The following is a 19706-nucleotide window of genomic DNA, read 5'->3' on the forward strand; positions in this document are numbered from 1 at the left end:
GGCCGCGGGGGTCAGGTTGCGGGGCGGGTCTCGGCGTCGTCGAGGTCCATGGCCCGCCAGTCGTCGGGCAGGATGTGGTCGAGCAGGTCGTCCACGCTCACGGCCCCGACGACGCGGTCCTGCTCGTTCACCACGGGGATGCACGTGAGGTTGTAGGTCGCGAGCTCGCGGGTCACATGGGCGATGGGGGCGAGGTCCGAGACGGGCTCGAGGTCCTTGTCCATGATGTTGCCGATCGCCTCCGGCGGCGGGTACCGCAGCAGGCGCTGGAAGTGGACGACGCCGAGGAACCGGCCCGTCGGCGTCTCCAGGGGCGGCCGGGCCACGATCACGAGCGAGGCCAGCGCGGGGGAGATCTCCTGCTGTCGGATGGTCGCCATGGCCTCGGCCACGGTGGCCTCCGGGGGGAGGATGACCGGCACGGGGGTCATGAGCGAGCCCGCGGTGCCCTCCTCGTACTCGAGCAGGCGCCGGACGTCCTCGGCGTCCTCCGGCTCCATGCGTTCGAGCAGCAGCTCCTGCTGGGAGTCGGGCAGCTCGTGGAGCAGGTCCGCCGCGTCGTCCGGGTCCATCTCCTCCAGGACGTCGGCGGCGCGGTCGATGTCCAGCTGGGAGAGGATCTGCACCTGGTCGTCGTCGGGCAGCTCCTGGAGCACGTCCGCGAGGCGTTCGTCCTGCAGCTCGCTGGCGACCTCGACGCGGCGCTTCTCCGACATGTCGTGGAGCATGTCCGCCAGGTCGGCGGGCTTGAGGTCCTCGTGCGCGGCGAGGAAGCTCGTGGCCCCCTGCGGGTCGGCCTGCGCCGTCCAGCGGGCCTCGTCCCAGTTCAGCAGGAGGTGCTCGCCCCGCTGGGCGCGGCCGAAGGGGCCGCGGCCGACGATGCGGCGCACGTACAGGTCCGAGACCAGCCAGTCGCCGTTGCGCTGCTGCTCCAGCCCGATGTCCTCCAGGAAGGCCTCGCCCGACCCGTCGGAGAGGCGCACCTTCCGGTCGAAGAGGTCGGCGGCCACCATCTGCTCGGCGCCACGGCGGGAGAACCGGCGCAGGTTGATCAGCCCGGTCGTGATGATCCGGCCCGAGTCCATGGACGTCACCCGCGTCATCGGGACGAAGACGCGCTTCTTGCCGGGGACCTCGATCACGAGGCCGGTGGCGAACGGGGCTGCGGCGGGGCCGCGGTCCAGCACGACGACGTCGCGCAGCCGTCCCAGGCGGTCGCCGAGGGGGTCGAAGACGTCCAGGCCCAGCAGGCGGGCTACGAAGATCTTGGGGGAGCTCACCGACCCAGCCTACGGCGTGCCGGGCCGCGGCTCCGTGTCCGCGGACGGCGGACCGCCGCCCGCCCGGGCGCCGGGCCGGGCACAATGGGTCCATGTCGTTCATGATGTCCAACCCTCAGCCCGGCGCCGAGCAGGGCCTGCCCCGCGGAGAGCTGCTGGCCACCTACGCCACCTACGCGCAGGCGCGCGAGCAGGTGGACCGCCTCGCCGCCACGGACTTCCCCGTGAGCGCCGTGTCGATCGTGGGCAAGGACCTGCGGGTCGTGGAGCGGGTGCGCGGCCGGCTGAACTACGCCCAGGTGGCGTTGTCCGCGGGAGTGCGCGGCGTGTTCTTCGGTGGACTGATCGGCGTGTTCCTCTACCTGCTGGCCCCCGAGGCCGGCCCGGGGCAGATCCTCACCTCCATGCTGCTGGGCCTGGCGGTGTGGCTGATCTTCGGCGTGATCGGCTTCGCGATGCGTCGGGGCCAGCACGGCTTCGCGTCCTCGCAGGCCGTCGTGCCGACGGCCTTCGACCTCGTGGTCGCGTTCGACCACGCCGCCCGCGCCCGCCAGGAGCTGGGCCTGGGCGGTGCCGCGGCCCCGACGCCGCAGCCGGCCCCGCAGCCGGCGCCCGCCCCCGCCGCGGAGGAGGCCGGGGGCGGGTCCGTGCAGGCCACCCCGGCCGCCGCGCCGTCGTCGGGCGGGTCCCACGCGGCGCCGGCCCCCGGCGGGCCCGAGGCGTCGGCCCGGCCCACTCCGGAGGCGGACACCGCGCCCACCGGCCTGGACCGCTCCTACGGCGTGACCCTGCCCCCGGAGGAGGTCGCCAAGCTCATCGAGGCGCGCGGCGGCCACCCGCCCCGGCCCCAGGACGAACCGCGCGGCTGAGCCCCGTCAGAGGGACCAGGACTCGAGTCGCCGGAGCATGTCGCGCTTCTTGCTCGCATGACCGTGCATCCGGCCCAGGATGTCGCCGAGGACGGTGACGGCGCGGTCGATGTACGGGCCCTTGTTCAGCATCGCGGCCTCGGCCCGCTGCGCCATCGCGGCGTCCGTGATCTCCGCCCGTGAGGGCAGGCCGGTCTTGGCGAGGGACTCGAGGACCTGGGTGGCCCAGATCGCGGGCACGTGCGCGGCCTCACACAGCCACAGGATCTCCTCCTGCAGCTCGGCCATGCGTGCGAAGCCGGCCTCCACCGCCAGGTCGCCCCGGGCGATCATCACCCCGACGTCCCGCCAGCGCATCGCCTCGAGCAGCATCCGCGGCAGCTGCCGGAAGGCCTCCACCGTCTCGATCTTCAGCGTGATGTCCACGTCCGGCGCGTCCTCGGCCTCGAGCGCGTCGATCAGCTGGGCCACGTCCTCGGCCGAGCGGACGAAGGACATGTTCACCATGTCCGCCTGGCGGGCCGCGAACGGGATGTGGGCGAGGTCCTCGTCCGTGAGGGCCGGGATGTCCAGGTGCGTGTCCGGGAAGTTCACGCCCTTCTCCGCCTTGAGCTTCGCCCCGCGCGGGCCGGCCTGGGTCACCTCGAGGGTGATCTCGTCGTCGGACACCGCCGTGATCCGCGCGCCGATCCGCCCGTCGTCGAGGGAGACCCGGTCGCCGACCGCCGCGTCCGCGAACGCCTGCGCCAGGGTGAGGCCGATCCGGTAGGGCGGCGTGTCGACCGCGGGGACCGGCTCGAGCGAGCGGGCCAGCACGATCTCCTCGCCCTCGTGCACGCGCATGGACTGCTCGAGCGGGGGCAGCGGCCCGACCTCGAGCGGCCCGTGCGGCGTCGTCAGCGCCGTGCCCGTCGCCCAGTAGACCGTCTTGTCCGCCTGCACGAGCACGCCCTCGCCGTCCACCTGCTCGACCTCGAGCCTGCGGTGAGCGCCACGCGCGTCGGTCAGCTCGATCTCGTCGCCGCGCTGCAGGACCGCCAGGGTCTTCCCCTCCGGGTCCGCGAGCGGCACGACGACGGCGCCGTCCGGCCGGTCCGCTGTGGCCACGGCGTCGTGGGGCCCGGCGGCGAGCCACACGCGGGAGGGCTCGGTGACGATCCCGGAGGGGTCCCGGGCGGGCTTCACCTTCACGACGCGCGGTCCCGGCTCGATGGGGCCGGTGCGCACCTTCGGCCCGGCCAGGTCCATCGCGACCAGGGGTGCGGGCCGGCCCGCACCGGCACACCGGCGGACCGCCGCGATCATGGCGGCCCACGCCTGCTCGTCGTCGTGGGCGCAGTTCACGCGCGCCAGGTCCATGCCGGCCTCGGCGATCCGGGCCACGAGCTCTGGGTCCGTGGCGGCCTCGGAGGGCATGGTCACCATGATGCGCGCGTCCCGGTCGCCGCGGGCCGGACCGAGCAGGCTCGCCGCGTTGCGGGCGAGGATGGCGCGGCCCTCGGCGGAGGTCAGGGCGTCGTCCTCGGGCGCGGGGGCGGGGTCGCCGTCGAGCGCGCGGGCGGCGGCCAGCACCGCGTCCACGTGGCCCAGCACGCCGGCCTCCATGCGGCCCAGAGAGGACAGTCCGGCGTCGCTCAGCGCCTCCTGCAGGGGCCGCAGGTCGGTGCCGCGCAGGGCGACGTAGTGCACGAGGTTCCGGGCCGAGGCCCGGTGGCGCTCCCGGACGCGGGAGATGAGGTCGGCGTGCTCCGCCTCGGCGGAGAGGAGGCGGTCGCGGAGGGCGGTGAGCTCGGTGGTCAGGTCGATACCCATGGTCCGAACCCTAGGGGCGCCCTCCGCGCCGGATCACGCCTGGAGCCGCGCCATCCAGGCCTCGATCTCGTCCGGGGTGCGGGGGAGGACCGCGGAGAGGTTCTCGGCCCCGTCCTCGGTCACGAGGATGTCGTCCTCGATGCGCACGCCGATGCCGCGGTACTCCTCGGGGACGGCCAGGTCCTCCTCCTTGAAGTACAGACCCGGCTCGATCGTGAAGACCATGCCCGGCTCGAGCACGCCGTCCAGGTAGAGCTCCCGCTTGGCCTGCGCGCAGTCGTGCACGTCGAGGCCGAGGTGGTGCGAGGTGCCGTGGGGCATCCAGCGCCGGTGGTGCTGGCCCTCGTCCGAGAGCGCGACCTCGGCCGAGACCGGCAGCAGGCCCCAGCCGTCGAGGCGGTCGACGAGCACCCGCATGGCCTCGGCGTGGAGCTCGCGGAACCGGATGCCGGGGCGCACGATCGCGAAGGCGGCGTCCGCGGCGTCGAGGACCGCATGGTAGATGCGGCGCTGCACGTCCGTGAACGTGCCGGACACGGGCAGGGTGCGGGTGATGTCCGCGGTGTAGAGGGAGTCGTCCTCGACGCCGGCGTCGAGCAGCAGCAGCTCACCCGGGCGCACGGCGCCCGTGTTGCGGATCCAGTGCAGGATCGTGGCGTTGTTGCCGGAGGCCGCGATCGTGTCGTAGCCCAGGTCGTTGCCCTCGAGGCGGGCGCGGGCGAAGAAGGCGCCCTCGACCACGCGCTCGCCGCGGTCGTGGCCCACGGCGCGCGGCAGGGCCCGCACGACGTCCTCGAAGCCCGCGATCGTGGCGGCCACCGAGGCGCGCATCCGCTCGATCTCCCACGCGTCCTTGACCAGGCGCAGCTCGGAGAGGAACTCGGCGGTCTGGGCGTCGGCCTCGGCCGCGGCGGCCAGGTCCACGCCGGCCTCGGTCCGGACGGCGGCCAGCAGGGCGTCCACGTCCTGGTCGGTCTCGGCCAGCAGCCGCACCGCGGTGCCGTCCGCGGCCACGTTCTTGGTGACGGCGGACTCGAGCTCCTCGAGCCCCGCCGTGCGCAGACCCGTGCGGGCGGCCAGGCCGGCCAGGGTCGGACGGGGGCCGATCCAGAACTCGCCCGAGCGCGAGTCCGCGTAGAACTGCTCGGTGTCCCGGCCGGCCAGGGGACGGAAGTACAGGGTGGCGGTGTGGTCCGTGCCGTCGTCGCCGGCGCCCGGGTCCGTGGGCTCGAGCACGAGCACGGCGTCTGGCTCGTGGTCCACGCCGAGGCCCGTCAGGTGGGCGAACGCGGAGTGCGCGCGGAAGCGGTAGTCGGTGTCGTTCGAGCGGACCTTGAGGCGGCCGGCCGGCACCACGATCCGCTCGCCCGGGAAGCGCGCGGACACGGCGGCCCGCCGCCGGGCGGCGTACGGGGCCGCGGCGTCGGCGTCGGGCAGGGCGTCCGACGACGGCGCCCAGTCGGAGGCCATGAAGTCGCGGAAGGCGTTCGAGGCGGGGCGCTGCGAGCGGTTGTCGACGCGCTCGGCCAGCGGCTGGGGGTTCACCGCGCCGGTGCCGTCGGCGCCCGCCTCGGGGGTGGCGGCGGGCTGGTCGGGGGCGGTCTGGGCGGGGTGCTGTGCGGCATCGGTCATGCCCTCCATCATGGCACCGGTGGGCGCGGGCGGGTCGGGCCGCCGCGCGCGGGTCTCGGTACCATGGCCGCCATGGCCCGCTATGACCTGCACACGCACTCGACCGAGTCCGACGGCACCGAGCCGCCGGCCGACGTGGTGCGTGCGGCGGCGCGGGCCGGGCTGGACGGCCTCGCGCTCACCGACCACGACACGACCGCCGGCTGGGCCGAGGCCGCCCACGCCGCGCGGGAGACCGGGCTGACGCTCGTGCCCGGCATGGAGATGTCCTGCACCTCCGCCGACGGCGTGAGCGTGCACGTGCTCAGCTACCTGCACGACCCCGAGGACCCCGCCCTGCTGCGGGAGGTCGGCCTGGCCCGCGACGCGCGGCTGATCCGGGCGCAGGAGATGGTGCGGCGCCTGGGCGCGGACTTCCCGATCACGTGGGAGCTGGTCCAGGAGCACGCGGCGGAGAACGCGACGATCGGCCGGCCCCACCTGGCCGACGCCCTCGTGACGATCGGGGCCGTCCCGGACCGGTCCGCGGCGTTCCGGGAGATCCTCGCCGGCCGGTCCAAGTACTACGTGCCGCACTTCGCCCCGGACCCGGCCGAGGCGGTCGCGCTCATCCGGGCCGCCGGTGGGGTGCCGGTGTTCGCGCATCCCCGGGCGCGCATGCGGGGCCGCGTGGTGGGCGACGAGGTGTTCGAGCAGATGGCCGAGGCCGGACTGGCGGGGGTCGAGGTCGAGCACCGGGACAACCCGGCGGAGGAGCGCACCTGGCTGCGCGCGTTCGCGGACCGGCACGGACTGTTCGTCACCGGCTCGTCCGACTACCACGGCACCGGCAAGCCCAATCCGATCGGCGAGCACACCACGGGCGCGGAGGTGCTCGCCGAGATCGAGCGGCAGGGCACCGGCACGGCGATCATCCGCGGCTGAGCCCGGACGGCCCGGGCGACGGGGAAGGATCCGTTGCGCGAATGACCCTTCCAGCCGCCGCGCAGGCGGTCAGAAGGGTCATTCGCGCAGAAGATTCCCGGGGCCCGGGAGGGACGGTCAGCCGTCCACGACCTCACCGTTGCTGCGGCGCGTGCGGGTGCGGCCGCCCCGGCGACGACGGGCCTCGGCCCGGGCCTCGGCGCGCTCGGCCCGGCGGGCCTCCGTGAGCTCGACGCCGGCCACCGGCTCCGGCGTCCGGGCCGCGGGGGTCTCGGGGCGTGAGGCGGTGCGCTCGCGGCCCTCGCCGCGACCACGGCCCCGGCCCTCGGCGCGCTGCTCGGCGGGTGCCTCACCACGCCCGCGGCCCTCGGCGCGCGCCTCGTCACGACCGCGAGGAGAACGCTCGGTCCGTTCGCCACGGCCTCCGCCGCGCGCCCGGTCACGGCCCTCGCCGGAGCGCCCGCCCCGGCCTCGGCCGCCGCGCTCGCCGTCACGGGACCGGCCGCCCTCGCGACCCCGTCCGCGGCCGCCGTCGCGCTGCTTCGCCTCGGGTCCGCCCAGGTCCTCGAGCGTCTCGCCCTCGAGGCCCTCGAGCACGCGCTTGGCCTGGGGCAGGCGGCCCTTCGTGCCCTTCGGGATGTCGAGGTCGGAGAACAGGTGCGGGGAGGAGGAGTAGGTCTCCACCGGCTCGGGCTGGCCGAGGCCCAGCGCCTTGTCGATCAGGGACCAGCGCGGCATGTCCTCCCAGTCCACGAGGGTCACCGCCACGCCCTTGTTGCCGGCGCGGCCCGTGCGGCCCACACGGTGCACGTAGGTCTTCTCGTCCTCCGGCGCCTGGAAGTTGAACACGTGGGTGACGTCGTCGACGTCGATGCCGCGCGCCGCGACGTCGGTGGCCACGAGGATGTCCACCTTGCCGTTGCGGAACGCGCGCAGCGCCTGCTCACGGGCGCCCTGGCCGAGGTCGCCGTGCAGCGCGCCGGCCGCGAAGCCGCGCGCCGTCAACTCGTCCGCCACGCGAGCGGCCGTGCGCTTGGTGCGCGTGAAGATGATGGTCCGGCCGCGGCCCTCCGCCTGCAGGGCGCGAGCCACGAGCTCGTCCTTGTCCATGTGGTGGGCGCGGTAGACGAGCTGACGGATGTCCTTCTTCGTCAGGCCCTCGTCCTCCGGGTCCGCCGCGCGGATGTGGGTGGGCTGCGTCATGTAACGGCGCGCCATCGCGACCACGGGACCCGGCATGGTGGCCGAGAACAGCATGGTCTGGCGCACGGCCGGGACGGCGGCGAGCAGGGTCTCGACGTCCGGGAGGAAGCCGAGGTCCAGCATCTCGTCGGCCTCGTCCAGCACCACGGTGTTCACCAGGTCCAGGCGCAGGTGGCGCTGGCGCATCAGGTCGATGAGGCGGCCGGGGGTGCCGACGACGATCTCGACGCCGCGCTGCAGCTCCTCGATCTGCGGCTCGTAGGCGCGGCCGCCGTAGATGGTGGCGATGCGCAGGGGGCGCCGGGCCGCGGCGGCCGTGAGATCGCCGGCCACCTGGACGGCGAGCTCGCGCGTCGGGGCGACGATCAGGGCCTGCGGGGCGCCCGCGGTGCCCTTGGCCTCGAGGCCGTCCCAACCGGGCTCACCCGGGCCGATGGCGCGCTGCAGCGCGGGGATGCCGAAGCCGAGGGTCTTGCCCGTGCCGGTCTTGGCCTGGCCGATGATGTCGTGGCCGCCGAGGGCGACCGGCAGGGTCATGGCCTGGATGGGGAAGGGGTGGACGATGCCCTTGGCCTCCAGGGCCTCGACGATCTTGGGGTGCACCCCGAAGTCGGCGAAGGTCTGCTCGGGGGCCACGGGGGCGGCGTCCTCGGTGACGATGTCCTCCGCGATCTCCGCGACCGTCGGGTCGACGTCGGCGGGGGCGGGGGTGTGCTCGGAGTTCTGGGTCATGGCGACTCGCGTTCCTGGTCGGGCGTCGTCACGGCGGGCGGAAGGCCCGGCTCCGCCGTGCGCGCGGTTCAAGCGGAAGCCGATCGCGAGGCAAGCACGCGGAGCGGCCGACGGGCGGCGCCCCGTGGAACCGGGCCGGGCGCGCCGTGCGAGGCGGGCCGTGCCGGATCCGGCAGGTCATGGTGCCGTCCCGGGCGTCAGGGGCGCGGGCGGCGGGTCAGGGTGATCAGAGAGCGACCGGTCATCCTGGGTCAGCGTGAGCTGTGCGACCAGTCTACCCCCGCGGCCGTGATCGCACCCGAGGCGCGGTCCACGCCCTCGATCCGCACGCGCACCCGGGTGCCCGCCGGGACGCTGCCCGGCACCCGCAGGCTCACGGCCGGGTCGAGCAGCCACACCTCCGTGCCGTCCTTCGCCTCGCGCACCGCGATCCCCTCGAGCTCCGCGCCGACGCGAGACTCGAGCGCCGCCGCCTCCACGAGGTCCGCCGCTGTCCGGCTCGCGGCCGAGGCCCGGCGCGACGAGTCCGCCATGAGGGCGGGCAGCTCGGGCAGGGCGCTGCGGACCCACGCGGGGGCGGGGGCGCCGGAGGCGTGGGCGTGGCACAGGGCCAGGACGAAGCGGTCCACGAGCCGGCGCAGGGGAGCGGTGGCGTGGGCGTAGGGGGCGGCGAGCGCGGCCTGGGCCGGTTCGGCCGGCGGCGTGCGCAGGGCCGGGTCCTCGGCCTGCGCGTCGAAGGCCGTGTACCCGGCGCCGCGGAACAGCCCGGTCGCCGCATGCAGCACCGCCAGGTGCCGTGCGTCGGCCGGGTCGAGGGAACGCAGGTAGGCGCCGTAGTCCTGGCCCTCGTCCCACGGGACGCCCAGGGCGCGCGTGCGCTCTCGGAAGGCGGCGACGGCGTCGGCGTCCGGTGCCGGCATCGTGCGCAGGATCCCGACCCCGGCGGCCAGCATCAGCTCGGCCGCGGCCATGCCGGTCAGCAGGGAGAGCTGGGCGTTGTGCTCCTCCGCCGGCAGCGGCGCCCGGTGCACGAGCTCGTGCGCCCCGTCCTCGGTGACAAGGACCTCCTGGTCCGGCAGGTTCAGGGAGGCGCCGCCGCGGGCGGCCTCCTGCGCGGCCCGCCGTCGGCCCACCTCCGGCAGCAGCGCCAGCGAGTCGCGCACCTCGGCCGGCCACCCCTCGGCGGCGGCCCGGTCCGCGTCGGTGACCCCGGGACGCGGCGTCGCCGGCGCCTGCGCCCCCGGCCGAGCGTCGAGGAAGGCCTGCACCTGCCCGTACGTCAGCTGCGCCCGGGAGCGGACGCGGGCGCGTTCGAGGCCGGTCTCGACGACGGCGCCCGCGGCGTCCAGCAGGAACGTCCACACGAACGCCGGGCGCTCGCGGTCCGGCAGCAGGGAGGCGGCGTCCTCGCTCAACACCTCCGGGTGCAGGGGGACCCGGCCGTCGGGCAGGTAGACGGTCTGGCCGCGGCGGCGGGCCTCGGCGTCCACGGCGCCGCCCGGTGCCACGAAGGCGGGCACGTCCGCGATCGCGTAGCGGACCAGGATGCCGTCGTCGTCGGAGGGGGTCAGGAGCAGGGCCTGGTCCAGGTCCGTGGCGCCGGCGGGGTCCACGGTGACGAACGGCAGGGCCGTGCGGTCCGCGTGGTCCGGGCTCCCGGCCAGGCCCACGTGCACCCCATGCGCGGCCGCCTCCGCCTCGGCCAGGACGGGGGTGGGGAAGGCCGACGGCAGCTCGAGCTCCGTCCGCAGGGCGGCGAGGCGCTCGAGCAGGGCCGGGTCGGCAGGGCCGCGGAGGCCGAGGGCGTGGGAGGACATGGCGATGCTCCTGGGCAAGGGGGCCGAGACGACGCACGCCCCGGCGGATCACCGGGGCGTGCGGGGCGGGTCAGGAGGCGGCGAACCCGAGCGGGCCCGACTTCTTCGCGCCGATCTCCACGAAGCCGATGCGGTCGCCGGGGACGACCACCTGGCGGCCCTTGGCGTCCGCCAGGACCAGCGGGGTGCCGTCGGCGACGGCGGCGTCCACGAGGGAGCGGACCTCGTCCGCCGACTGCTCGCTGTCGATGACGACCTCGCGGCCGACGTGCTGCACACCGATGCGGATCTCCATGGGGAACCTCTTCTCTTCGTCGCGTCCTGTGCGGTCCGCCGTCAGCCTACGGGACCGCTCGGCGGGGTGGACGGGCGCCCACGAGGTTCACCCGCGGGCGAAACGGGCCGGACGGCCGGGTCAGCGCGGCGCGTCGTCCGCGGAGGGCAGCGAGGCGAGGCCGCGCCAGACGAGCGCGTCCACCGTGCGGGCCATCTCGGCGGCGGCGGGGCGGGCGTCGGCGTCGAGCCGGTCCGCCCAGTGGCGGGCGGCGCCCAGGAGATAGCCGACGAGTCCGCGGGAGAGCACCTCGGCCTCGGCCTCGGCTACGGTGGTGTCCGCGCGGATGGTGCGCGCGACCTCGGAGGAGAGCAGCCGGTGGACGGCCTCGCTGCGCGTGCGCACCTCCGGGTCCGCGTCGATGCCGGAGTCGAAGATGAGGCGGTGGGTCCGCTCGGGGGAGGCCATGTACTCGAACACGGCGGCGACGGTGGCCCGCACCCGTTCGCGGTTGTCCCGGCGGGTGTCCATCGCCGCCTCGAGGAGCGCGCGCAGGCTCGCGACCTCGGCGTCCAACAGCTCGAGGAAGAGCTCGTGCTTGCTGGGGAAGTGCTGGTAGAGGACCGGCTTGGAGACCTCGGCCCGCTCGGCGATCTGCTCCATGGAGGCCCCCGCGTACCGCTCGGCGGCGAAGACCGCGCGGGCGCAGTCCAGCAGCTGGCGGCGACGCTCGTGCCGGGGCAGACGACGGCCTCGCCCGGGCTCGTCGGGCGCGGTGGCGGCGGGGTGGGCGGTCACGGGGTCTTCCTGGCGCGGGGCGGGCTCACGCGATGCGCGCGGCGCCGCCGTCGTCCTCGTGCGCGGGGCAGGCCGCCTCGACCGTGCCCACGGCGGGGGCGGGGCGGCCGGGGGCCTCGATCCCGAAGACCGCCTCGAGGGCGTCCTCATAGCGGTCGAGCCGGCCCTCGGCGGCGAGTCGCTTGGCGCGCACGCTGGGTTCGTGCAGGAGCTGGTTCACCATGCGGCGCAGGGCGAACTCCACCTCCTCGGCGGCCGCCGTGCAGCCGTGGCGGGCGCGCACGCGCTCGAGCTCCCGGTCGAGCACGCCGAGGGTGTGGCGGCGCAGGGCCTTGATGGCCGCGTCGGCGCTGCGGCCGCGCTGCGCGGCGCGGTACTCCTCGACGGCGTCGTCCACGAGCGCGCGGGCCTCGGCGACGGCGACCTGGGCCTGCTCGGGGGCGGCCAGCCGCACCGACTCGAGGGTGATGAGGTCGACGTCCGGCAGGTCCGCGACGGCGGGGTCGAAGTCGCGCGAGAGGGCCAGGTCGACCACCGTGAGCGGGCGCCGTCCGCCCTCGCGCAGCTCCTGCAGGCGCTCGGGGCTGATCTGGCGCTCGCCACCGGAGGAGCCGATGATCACGTCCGCCTCGGCGACGGCGCCGGCCACGGCCTCGCCGCCGAGCGCGAGGGCCCAGCCGCCGCGGTCCGCGACGAACTGCTCCGCGCGGCCTGAGGCCGAGTGCACGCCGACGGTGGTCGCACCCCGGTCCGCCAGCTGCGCCAGCGTGGTGCCGGCGTAGGCGCCCGTGCCGATCAGCAGGATGGTGGCCCCGGCCCAGAAGTCGCGCTGGGCCGCGGCGTCGGTGAGACCGCGCAGCTCCTCCGCGAGGTCCAGGGCGACGGAGACGACCGAACGGCCGGCCGCGCCGAGCGCCGTGCGGGAGCCGACGTCCTTGGCCGTGCGCGTGGCGGACTCGAAGAGGCGGACGAGCGGGCCCGAGGCGGTGCCGGCCTCCTGGGCCGCCGTCAGGGCGCGCCGTACCTGACCGGCGATCTCGCGCTCGCCCACCACGGCGGAGTCCAGTCCGGCGCCGACCTCGAAGAGGTGACGGGCCGTGGCGTCGGCGTCGAGCGTGCGGAACGCGGTGTGCACGTCCTCGTCCGGCAGGGAGGTGGAGGCGGCGACGGCGGACAGCAGCCCCGTGCGGGCGGCCTCGACGCCGGCCCCGTCGGCCTCGGCGTAGATCTCCACGCGGTTGCACGTGGCCAGCACGATGGCGCCCGCCGCGCCGCTGCCGGGCAGGGCGGGCCCGACCCCGGTCGCGCCGGCGCTGAGGCGGGCGACCGTGTCCAGGTCCAGGTCATGGTGGGAGGCGACGAGAGAGAAGACAGTCACAGCGGGCCAAGTCTAGCCCCGACCGCCCCGCCCGTCCGGGAAGGCGGGCCTGACCCGGGTGCCGTCGGCCAGTGTGACGGCGCTCACGGAGGACGCGGATGTGCCACCGCGACACGACCGGTGGGACACTGGGGGCATGTCCGCCCTGTCCCAGACCCCCGAGACCCCCGCGGCCGTCCCGGCACTGCCCGCCGAGCACCCGCTGCGCACCGAGGATCCGTCACGCTCGACCGTGGCCAGCCCGCTCCTTCGCGCGCTACGCGGCCAGCGCCCCGACCGCCACCCCGTGTGGTTCATGCGGCAGGCCGGCCGTTCGCTGCCCGAGTACCGCCGGGTGCGCGAGGGGATCGGGATGCTCGACTCCTGCCTCATGCCGGACCTGGTCCGGGAGATCACGATGCAGCCGGTGCGCCGCCACGACGTCGACGCGGCGATCTTCTTCTCGGACATCGTGGTCCCCCTGCGCCTGGCGGGCGTGGACGTGGAGATCCAGCCCGGCGTGGGCCCCGTGCTCGGCCAGGCCGTCCGCACCGCCGACGACGTCGCCGCGCTGCCCGTCCTCGAGGACGCCGCCCTGGACGTCATCCGCGAGGCCGTCGCGGCCACCGTCGCCGAGCTGGGCCCGCGCCCCCTGATCGGCTTCGCCGGTGCCCCCTTCACGCTGGCGGCGTACATGGTGGAGGGCCGTCCCTCCCGCGACCACTTCGGCCCGCGGCGCATGATGCACGCCGACCCCGAGACCTGGGCCGCCCTGGCCGGCTGGGCGGCCACCGTGTCCGGCCAGTTCCTGCGCGCCCAGCTCGAGTCCGGCGCCTCCGCCGCGCAGCTGTTCGACTCGTGGGCCGGTTCGCTCTCGGCGGACGACTACCTCGAGCACGTGCAGCCGCACTCGACGGCGGCCCTCGCCCATGTCGCCGACCTCGCCGGGCCCGGCGTCCCCGACGGCGCCCCGCTCCTGCACTTCGGCACGGGCACCGGAGAGTTCCTGCACCACATGCGTGACGCGGGCGCGACCGCCGTCGGCGTGGACCACCGCCTCACGCTCGCCGAGGCGCACCGCCGTCTCAGCGCGAACCCCGGCCCCGACGGACGCGGCGCCGTGCCCCTGCAGGGCAACATCGACCCGGCCCTGCTCGCCGCCCCGTGGGAGGTCCTCGAGGCCCACGTGCGCGACGTCGTCGCCTCCGGCGCCGTCGCGCCCGGTCACGTCGTCAACCTCGCCCACGGCGTGCCGCCGGAGACGGACGCGGCCGTGCTGACCCGCGTGGTCGAGCTGATCCACTCCCTGCCCGTGCCGGAGCGGGAGGGCCAGGACCCGGCACCGGGGGCCGAGACCGCCGAGCGGGAGGAGCGCGCATGAGCGGCACGGCGCTCGTGGTCGGCGGCGGCATCGCCGGCCTCGTCGCGGCCCACCGACTGTCCGCGGCGGGCTGGGACGTGACCCTCGCCGAGGCCACCTCCGTGCTCGGGGGCGCGGTCTCCCCGCGCTTCCTCGACGTCCCCTCGCACGGCGAGACCGGGGCCCCCGAGACCCAGACCCTCGAACTCGACGGCGGCGCCGAGTCGTTCGCCGTCCGCGGCGCCGCCGTGCGCGCGCTCGTGGAGGAGCTCGGGCTGGGCGAGAAGATCGTCGCGCCCGAGCCCCTCGGCTCGTGGCTGCACGGTCCCGCCGGCCCCGTGCGCGCCCCGCGTCTCGGCATCGTCGGCATCCCCGGCGACCTCGACGCCGAGGACCTCGCCGCCGCCCTCACGCCGGCCGGCCTGGAGCGCGCCCGGCAGGACGCCGAGGCCCCCATGGATCGCTGGGCCGCCGCGCTCGCGGCCGGCGAGCCGGTGACCGTCGCGCAGGTCGTGGCCGACCGCCTCGGCGACGAGGTGCTCGACCGCCTCGTGGCCCCCGTCGTCGCCGGAGTCCACTCGGCCGACCCCGCGGTCGTCGAGCTGGAGCGCGTGGCCCCCGGCCTGCTCGCCGCCGCCGTGGAGCACGGCGGGCTGGCCGCGGGCGTCGCCGCGCTGCGGTCCACCGGGACCCCCGGCTCGCTCGTGGCCGGTCTGGACGGCGGCATGGTCCGCCTCACCGGCCGGCTCGTCGAGGCGCTGCGCGAGGACGGGGCCACCGTCCTGCGCGGTGTCCGGGTGGCCGCCCTGTCCCGCGTGCCCGCCACCGGCGGCTGGTGGGCCCAGATCTCGGACCGGGACGACGAGGTCGTCCGCGGGCTCGACGTGGACCGCGTCGTGCTGGCCGTGGACGGCGTCACCGCCTGGGACCTGCTGGCCCCGCTCTCGGCCGAGGCCCTGGACCCCGACGCCGGCCCCGCCCTCGGCGAGGGCATCGCGCTGGCCACGCTCGTCGTCGAGGCCGCGGGCCTGGACGACGCGCCACGCGGCACCGGAGTGCTGATCGGCGCCGGGACGGACGTGGCCGCCAAGGCCCTGACCCACGTCACCGCCAAGTGGGCGTGGCTGCGCGAGGTCGTCGCGCGTCCGCAGGAGGACGGTGTCGCCCGCCATCCCCACCGCCACGTGCTGCGCCTGTCCTACGGCCGCCAGGGCGGCGGGCCCGAGGCCCTGGGCCATCGCAGCGCGGACGAGGAGCTGCTCGCGCAGGCGCTCGTGGACACGGCGACTCTCACCGGGGTGCCGCTGGCGGAGGAGGACGTCGTCGCCCGCACCGTCACCCGCTGGCGCCGCTCCATCCCGCCGCAGGCCGGCCCCGACCGCGCGAAGGCGGACACGCTGATCGACTGGGCACGGGACGTGCCCGGCCTCGACCTCGTGGGCAGCTGGGTGCACGGCACCGGGCTGGCCGCCGTCGTCGCCGGCGTGGACCGCACCCTCGGCGCCGACGCACCGCCCGCCGGCTGACCTCGCCCCCAGACCACCCCTGACGCAATCGGATCCCAAGGAAGAGGACCATGACCAAGGACAGCACCACCACCCCTGCCGAGGCCGGCAAGGACTGGTTCACCACCTACACCGTGTTCGCCCGCCCGCAGGGCGAGCCAGGCTGGCTGGGACTGGAGGGCCGCGACGCGAAGAAGGCCGCCAAGGAGTTCGACGAGGCCGTCGCGCGGGTGGCCCAGACCGGCGTGACCGTGCGCGGCGTCTACGACGTCTCGGGCATGCGCGAGGCCGGCGACGTCATGGTGTGGATGTACGGCCAGGTGCCCGAGGACCTGCAGGCCGCCATCCGCGAGCTGCGCCGCACCCGTCTGCTCGAGGGCACCACGATGGTGCTCTCGGCCATGGGCGCAGATCGCATGGCCGAGTTCAACAAGGACCACGTCCCCGCCTTCGCCATGGGCCGCAAGGCCCTGAAGTGGCTGTGCTTCTACCCGTTCGTGCGCTCGTACGACTGGTACCTGCTGGACCCGAAGGAGCGGGCCCGCATGCTCCGCGAGCACGGCCAGCTCGGCCAGGACTTCCCGCAGGTGTGGGCGAATACCACCAGCGCGTTCGGCCTGAACGACTGGGAGTGGCTGCTGGGCCTCGAGGCGGACGAGCTGACGGACCTGGTGGACATGATGCGCCACCTGCGCAACAACGAGACCCGCCTGCACGTGCGCAGCGAGGTGCCGTTCTACACCGGACGCCGTCTGGAGACCGCCGAGATCGCGGAGGTGCTGGCCTGATGACTACCGCCCCCGAGCCCCGCGCCGACGCGCCCGTCCACACCGGCCCGGACGCCGGCGTCGCCCCGGCCCTCCGGACGCCCGAGAAGGCCGCCGCCGGCGTCGACTACGACGTGTGCGGCGTGATGGCCCCCAAGGACTACGACGCCCTGCTGCTCGCCTCCTTCGGCGGGCCCGAGGGCCAGGACGACGTGATCCCGTTCCTGCGCAACGTCACGCGCGGGCGCGGCATCCCGGACGAGCGCCTCGAGGAGGTCGCCACCCACTACCGCGCCAACGGCGGCGTCAGCCCCATCAACGCGCAGAACCGCGCGCTGAAGGCGGCCATCGAGGCCGAGCTGGCCGCCCGCGGCCTGGACCTGCCCGTGTACTGGGGCAACCGCAACTGGGAGCCCTACTTCCCGGACACCCTCGCGCGGATGCACGCCGACGGGCACCGCCGCATCCTGACGGTCACCACCTCCGCGTACTCCTGCTACTCCTCGTGCCGCCAGTACCGCGAGGACATGGGCATGGCCATGGAGCAGACCGGCCTGACCGGGAAGGTGGACCTGGACAAGACGCGCCAGTACTTCAACCACCCCGGCTTCATCGAGCCGTTCCGGGACGGCCTGCGCGCGGACCTGGCCTCGCTGCGCGCGGAGCTGGGGGACGACGCGCGGATCCACGTGCTCTTCGCGACCCACTCGATCCCCACCTCCGACGCCGCCGCCGCCGGCCCGCGCGGCCTCGCCGCCGACCTGCGCGCGCAGGCGGGGGCGGAGCCGGGCGATGAGGGTGCGGACGTGTACTCGGCGCAGCACCTCGATGTGGCCCGCGAGATCCTCGCCGGCGTGCCCGAGGCCGCGGACGTGCCGTGGTCGCTCGTGTACCAGTCGCGCTCCGGCCCGCCCTCGGTGCCGTGGCTCGAGCCGGACATCAACGACGCGATGGAGCACCTCGCGGGCGAGGGCGCCGAGACGGACGCGCAGGGGCGCGCCGTGGCGGGCTTCGTCGTCGTGCCGCTGGGGTTCGTCTCGGACCACATGGAGGTGGTCTGGGACCTCGACACCGAGGCCAAGGAGACCGCCGAGGGGCTGGGCGTGGGGTTCCGGCGCAGCCCCACCCCGGGCACCGACCCGCGGTTCGTGGCCGGGCTCGTGGACATCGTGGAGGAGCGGCTGGGCCGGCGCGAGGGTCGCGCCGCGGTCGGCTGCTTCCCGGCGTGGTACGACGTGTGCCGGCCGGACTGCTGCGTCAAGGTGATGCGGGACGGCTCGACGCGGCCGACGACGTCCGCTGTCGACGCCGCCGTGCGCGGGCTGGCCGAGCACGAGGCGGGCGCCGCGGCCCCCGCCGAGGAGGCCTGAGACCGTGACCCCCCTGCGCATTGGCACCCGGGGCTCCGCCCTGGCGACCACGCAGACCAGCCACGTGGCCGACACGCTCACGGAGCGCTCCGGCCTGGCCCACGAGCTGGTGGTGATCCGCACCGAGGGCGACGTCACCACCGGCTCGCTGGCCTCGCTGGGCGGCACCGGCGTGTTCGCCTCGGCGCTGCGGGCCGCCGTGCTCGACGGCGTCGTGGACGCGGCGGTGCACTCGCTCAAGGACCTGCCGGCCGCCCAGCCGGAGACCCTCGAGATCGCCGCGGTGCCGGCCCGGGCCGACCTGCGGGACGCCCTGTGCGCCCGCGACGGCCTCACCCTGGCGACCCTGCCCGAGGGCGCCCGGGTGGGCACGGGCTCGCCGCGCCGCGTGGCCCAGCTCAAGGCGCTGCGCCCGGATCTGGAGCTGGTGGACATCCGCGGCAACGTGCAGACCCGCCTGGCCCGCGTGCCCGGGCTGGAGCAGCACGACGATCACGCCCCGGCCGCCGCGGGTTCGCCCCGCGGTGACCTCGACGCCGTGATCCTGGCCTGTGCCGGGCTCAACCGGCTCGGCCTGGACCACGTGATCACCGAGCGGATCGACCCGGAGGTCATGGTGCCCGCCCCCGGGCAGGGCGCCCTGGCCGTGGAGATCCGGGCCGAGGACGAGTCCTTCCTCGGTCGGGCGCTCCTGGACCCCGAGGCGCCGGTCGGGAGGCTGCACGCCGCCCTCGAGCTGGTCGACGATCGGGACACCCACGTGGCGGTCACCGCCGAGCGGGCCCTGCTGCGCCGCCTCGAGGCCGGCTGCGCCGCGCCGATCGGGGCCGTGGCCCGCGTGACCGACGGCGAGGCCGGCGCGCCGCGCATCGAGATGACCGCGATGGTGGCCGCCCTCGACGGCTCGCGCGTGCTGCGCCGGACCTCGTCCGTGCAGCTCGACCCGGTGCCGACCGACGTGGCCGGCGACCCGGCGGCCGGCGACGAGTGGCTCGAGGACACCCTGTTCGTGGCCGCGGAGGCACTCGGCGTGCACGTGGCCGAGCAGTTCGTGGCCGAGGGCGCCGACCTGCTGCCCGGCACGGTGCGCGGGGTGGACCGGGGCGACGGCGCCCCGCGCCCCGACGACCCGGCCTGAGATGCGCGTCCTGCTCACCCGCCAGCCGGCCCAGGCCGGCGACCTCGAGGCCGGTCTCGCCGGCACCGAGGTGGCGGGGCGGCGGCTGCGGGTCGGCTTCCTGCCGCTGACCGACTTCGCACTGCCCGACGACGACGGCCCCCTGCGCGCGCTGCTCGCGGACTGGGCGGGGGCCGACGGTGATGCGGCCGGGCCGGTGCGCTCGGACGGGTCCCGCTGGCTCGTGGTGACGAGCCCCAACACCGTGCGCGCGCTCAGGGCCGTCGGCTGGGACGGCCATGTCCCGGCGGGCGCGCGGATCGCGGTCACCGGACCGGGCACGGCACGGGTGCTGACCGAGGCGGGCTGCGACGCGGCGCCGTGGCTGCCGCCCGAGGACCGCTCCGCCGAGGGCCTGATCGCCGGACTCGCCGCCCTGCATCCCCGCGGCGCCCGCGCGTGGCTGCCCCAGTCCGATCGGGCCCGGTCCCGCCTCGCCGACGGCCTGCGCGCGGCGGGCTGGGACGTGCGGACCGGGCTCGCCTACCGGACGGTGCCGTATCCGGCGCAGGCCGGCAGGCGGCTGCTCGACGGGGCGGCGGACGAGGGCCGGGGGGACGTCGTGACGCCCGCGCGGCTGGCCGCGGTCGCGGCGGGGACCGCCGTGGTGCTCACCAGCTCGTCCGCGGCGGAGGAGTTCGTGGCCGCGGGTCTGACGCCGCTGGTGGGGGAGCGGGTGCGGCTCGTGGCGATCGGCGCGCCGACCCGGGACACATGCGCGCGGCGGGGTCTTCCCCTGCTCGGGACGGCCCCCACGCCGGATGCGGCCGGAGTGCTGGCCGTGCTGCGCGCTGCGGCCTGAGCCGCCCGTCCGCACTCGAGGCGAGGC

At 75.9% G+C, this 19706-nt stretch carries 16 protein-coding genes; 8 read left to right on the forward strand and 8 right to left on the reverse strand.

The genetic code is table 11. From position 1 onward, the window contains the following. Positions 1-11: 11 nt before the first annotated feature. The gene (locus POD19_RS07135) at positions 12-1280 is read right to left on the reverse strand and encodes a magnesium transporter MgtE N-terminal domain-containing protein (RefSeq protein WP_036339212.1); all 1269 of its coding nucleotides are present in this window, start codon (positions 1278-1280) and stop codon (positions 12-14) included. 92 nt (positions 1281-1372) lie between these two features. On the opposite strand from POD19_RS07135, the gene POD19_RS07140 reads away from it, so the two are divergent. Then, positions 1373-2149 (forward strand): general stress protein, encoded by a 777-nt coding sequence (locus tag POD19_RS07140; protein WP_119217190.1) that lies wholly within the window; start codon positions 1373-1375, stop codon positions 2147-2149. 6 nt (positions 2150-2155) lie between these two features. Here POD19_RS07140 and POD19_RS07145 read toward each other — a convergent pair whose 3' ends face one another. Next, positions 2156-3961, reverse strand: coding sequence for a pyruvate kinase (locus tag POD19_RS07145; protein WP_069942062.1), 1806 nt, complete (start codon positions 3959-3961; stop codon positions 2156-2158). 33 nt (positions 3962-3994) lie between these two features. After that, positions 3995-5593: an aminopeptidase P family protein gene (locus POD19_RS07150; RefSeq protein WP_144818690.1), complete on the reverse strand. Its 1599-nt coding sequence runs from the start codon at positions 5591-5593 to the stop codon at positions 3995-3997. 63 nt (positions 5594-5656) lie between these two features. On the opposite strand from POD19_RS07150, the gene POD19_RS07155 reads away from it, so the two are divergent. Further along, positions 5657-6517 (forward strand): PHP domain-containing protein, encoded by an 861-nt coding sequence (locus POD19_RS07155; protein WP_049147253.1) that lies wholly within the window; start codon positions 5657-5659, stop codon positions 6515-6517. A 117-nt stretch (positions 6518-6634) separates the two neighbouring features. Here the strand turns inward: POD19_RS07155 and POD19_RS07160 are convergent, their stop codons facing one another. The 5 genes from POD19_RS07160 to POD19_RS07180 form a co-directional block, all read right to left on the reverse strand. Then, entirely contained in the window at positions 6635-8452 is a 1818-nt protein-coding gene (locus tag POD19_RS07160) for a DEAD/DEAH box helicase (protein ID WP_036339221.1), read from the reverse strand. A gap of 251 nt (positions 8453-8703) precedes the next feature. Further along, positions 8704-10269, reverse strand: a complete 1566-nt coding sequence (locus POD19_RS07165) for an RNB domain-containing ribonuclease (protein WP_060973680.1) — start codon at positions 10267-10269, stop codon at positions 8704-8706. A gap of 70 nt (positions 10270-10339) precedes the next feature. Continuing rightward, positions 10340-10564, reverse strand: coding sequence for a DUF3107 domain-containing protein (locus POD19_RS07170; RefSeq protein ID WP_002854967.1), 225 nt, complete (start codon positions 10562-10564; stop codon positions 10340-10342). A 120-nt stretch (positions 10565-10684) separates the two neighbouring features. Further along, positions 10685-11341 carry a TetR/AcrR family transcriptional regulator gene (locus POD19_RS07175; RefSeq protein WP_036318026.1) on the reverse strand — a complete coding sequence of 219 codons (657 nt, stop codon included), beginning with the start codon at positions 11339-11341 and terminating at the stop codon, positions 10685-10687. 25 nt (positions 11342-11366) lie between these two features. Beyond that, complete coding sequence (locus tag POD19_RS07180) at positions 11367-12719, reverse strand: glutamyl-tRNA reductase (protein WP_044659418.1); 1353 nt, start codon at positions 12717-12719, stop codon at positions 11367-11369. A 136-nt stretch (positions 12720-12855) separates the two neighbouring features. Between POD19_RS07180 and hemE the strand changes: the two genes are divergently transcribed. Genes hemE through POD19_RS07210 form a run of 6 tightly spaced genes read left to right on the forward strand, consistent with a single transcriptional unit; the run spans position 12856 to position 19679 of the window. Further along, positions 12856-14079, forward strand: coding sequence for a uroporphyrinogen decarboxylase (gene hemE / locus POD19_RS07185; protein ID WP_036314314.1), 1224 nt, complete (start codon positions 12856-12858; stop codon positions 14077-14079). Beyond that, positions 14076-15584: a protoporphyrinogen/coproporphyrinogen oxidase gene (locus POD19_RS07190; RefSeq protein ID WP_060974089.1), complete on the forward strand. Its 1509-nt coding sequence runs from the start codon at positions 14076-14078 to the stop codon at positions 15582-15584. Before hemE ends, POD19_RS07190 begins: the two co-directional genes overlap by 4 nt. A 50-nt stretch (positions 15585-15634) precedes the next feature. After that, entirely contained in the window at positions 15635-16351 is a 717-nt protein-coding gene (gene hemQ, locus POD19_RS07195; RefSeq protein ID WP_036314319.1) for a hydrogen peroxide-dependent heme synthase, read from the forward strand. Continuing rightward, the gene (locus tag POD19_RS07200; RefSeq protein ID WP_036314320.1) at positions 16351-17700 is read left to right on the forward strand and encodes a ferrochelatase; all 1350 of its coding nucleotides are present in this window, start codon (positions 16351-16353) and stop codon (positions 17698-17700) included. The genes hemQ and POD19_RS07200 overlap by 1 nt, the downstream gene beginning before the upstream one ends. Before the next feature lie 4 nt (positions 17701-17704). Then, complete coding sequence (hemC, locus tag POD19_RS07205) at positions 17705-18838, forward strand: hydroxymethylbilane synthase (RefSeq protein WP_060974088.1); 1134 nt, start codon at positions 17705-17707, stop codon at positions 18836-18838. A 1-nt stretch (position 18839) separates the two neighbouring features. Next, positions 18840-19679 carry a uroporphyrinogen-III synthase gene (locus POD19_RS07210; protein ID WP_036314324.1) on the forward strand — a complete coding sequence of 280 codons (840 nt, stop codon included), beginning with the start codon at positions 18840-18842 and terminating at the stop codon, positions 19677-19679. Positions 19680-19706 lie beyond the last annotated feature (27 nt).

It is taken from the genome of Micrococcus sp. GPGPB33 (genome assembly GCF_037853785.1).
GTDB lineage: Bacteria > Actinomycetota > Actinomycetes > Actinomycetales > Micrococcaceae > Micrococcus > Micrococcus luteus.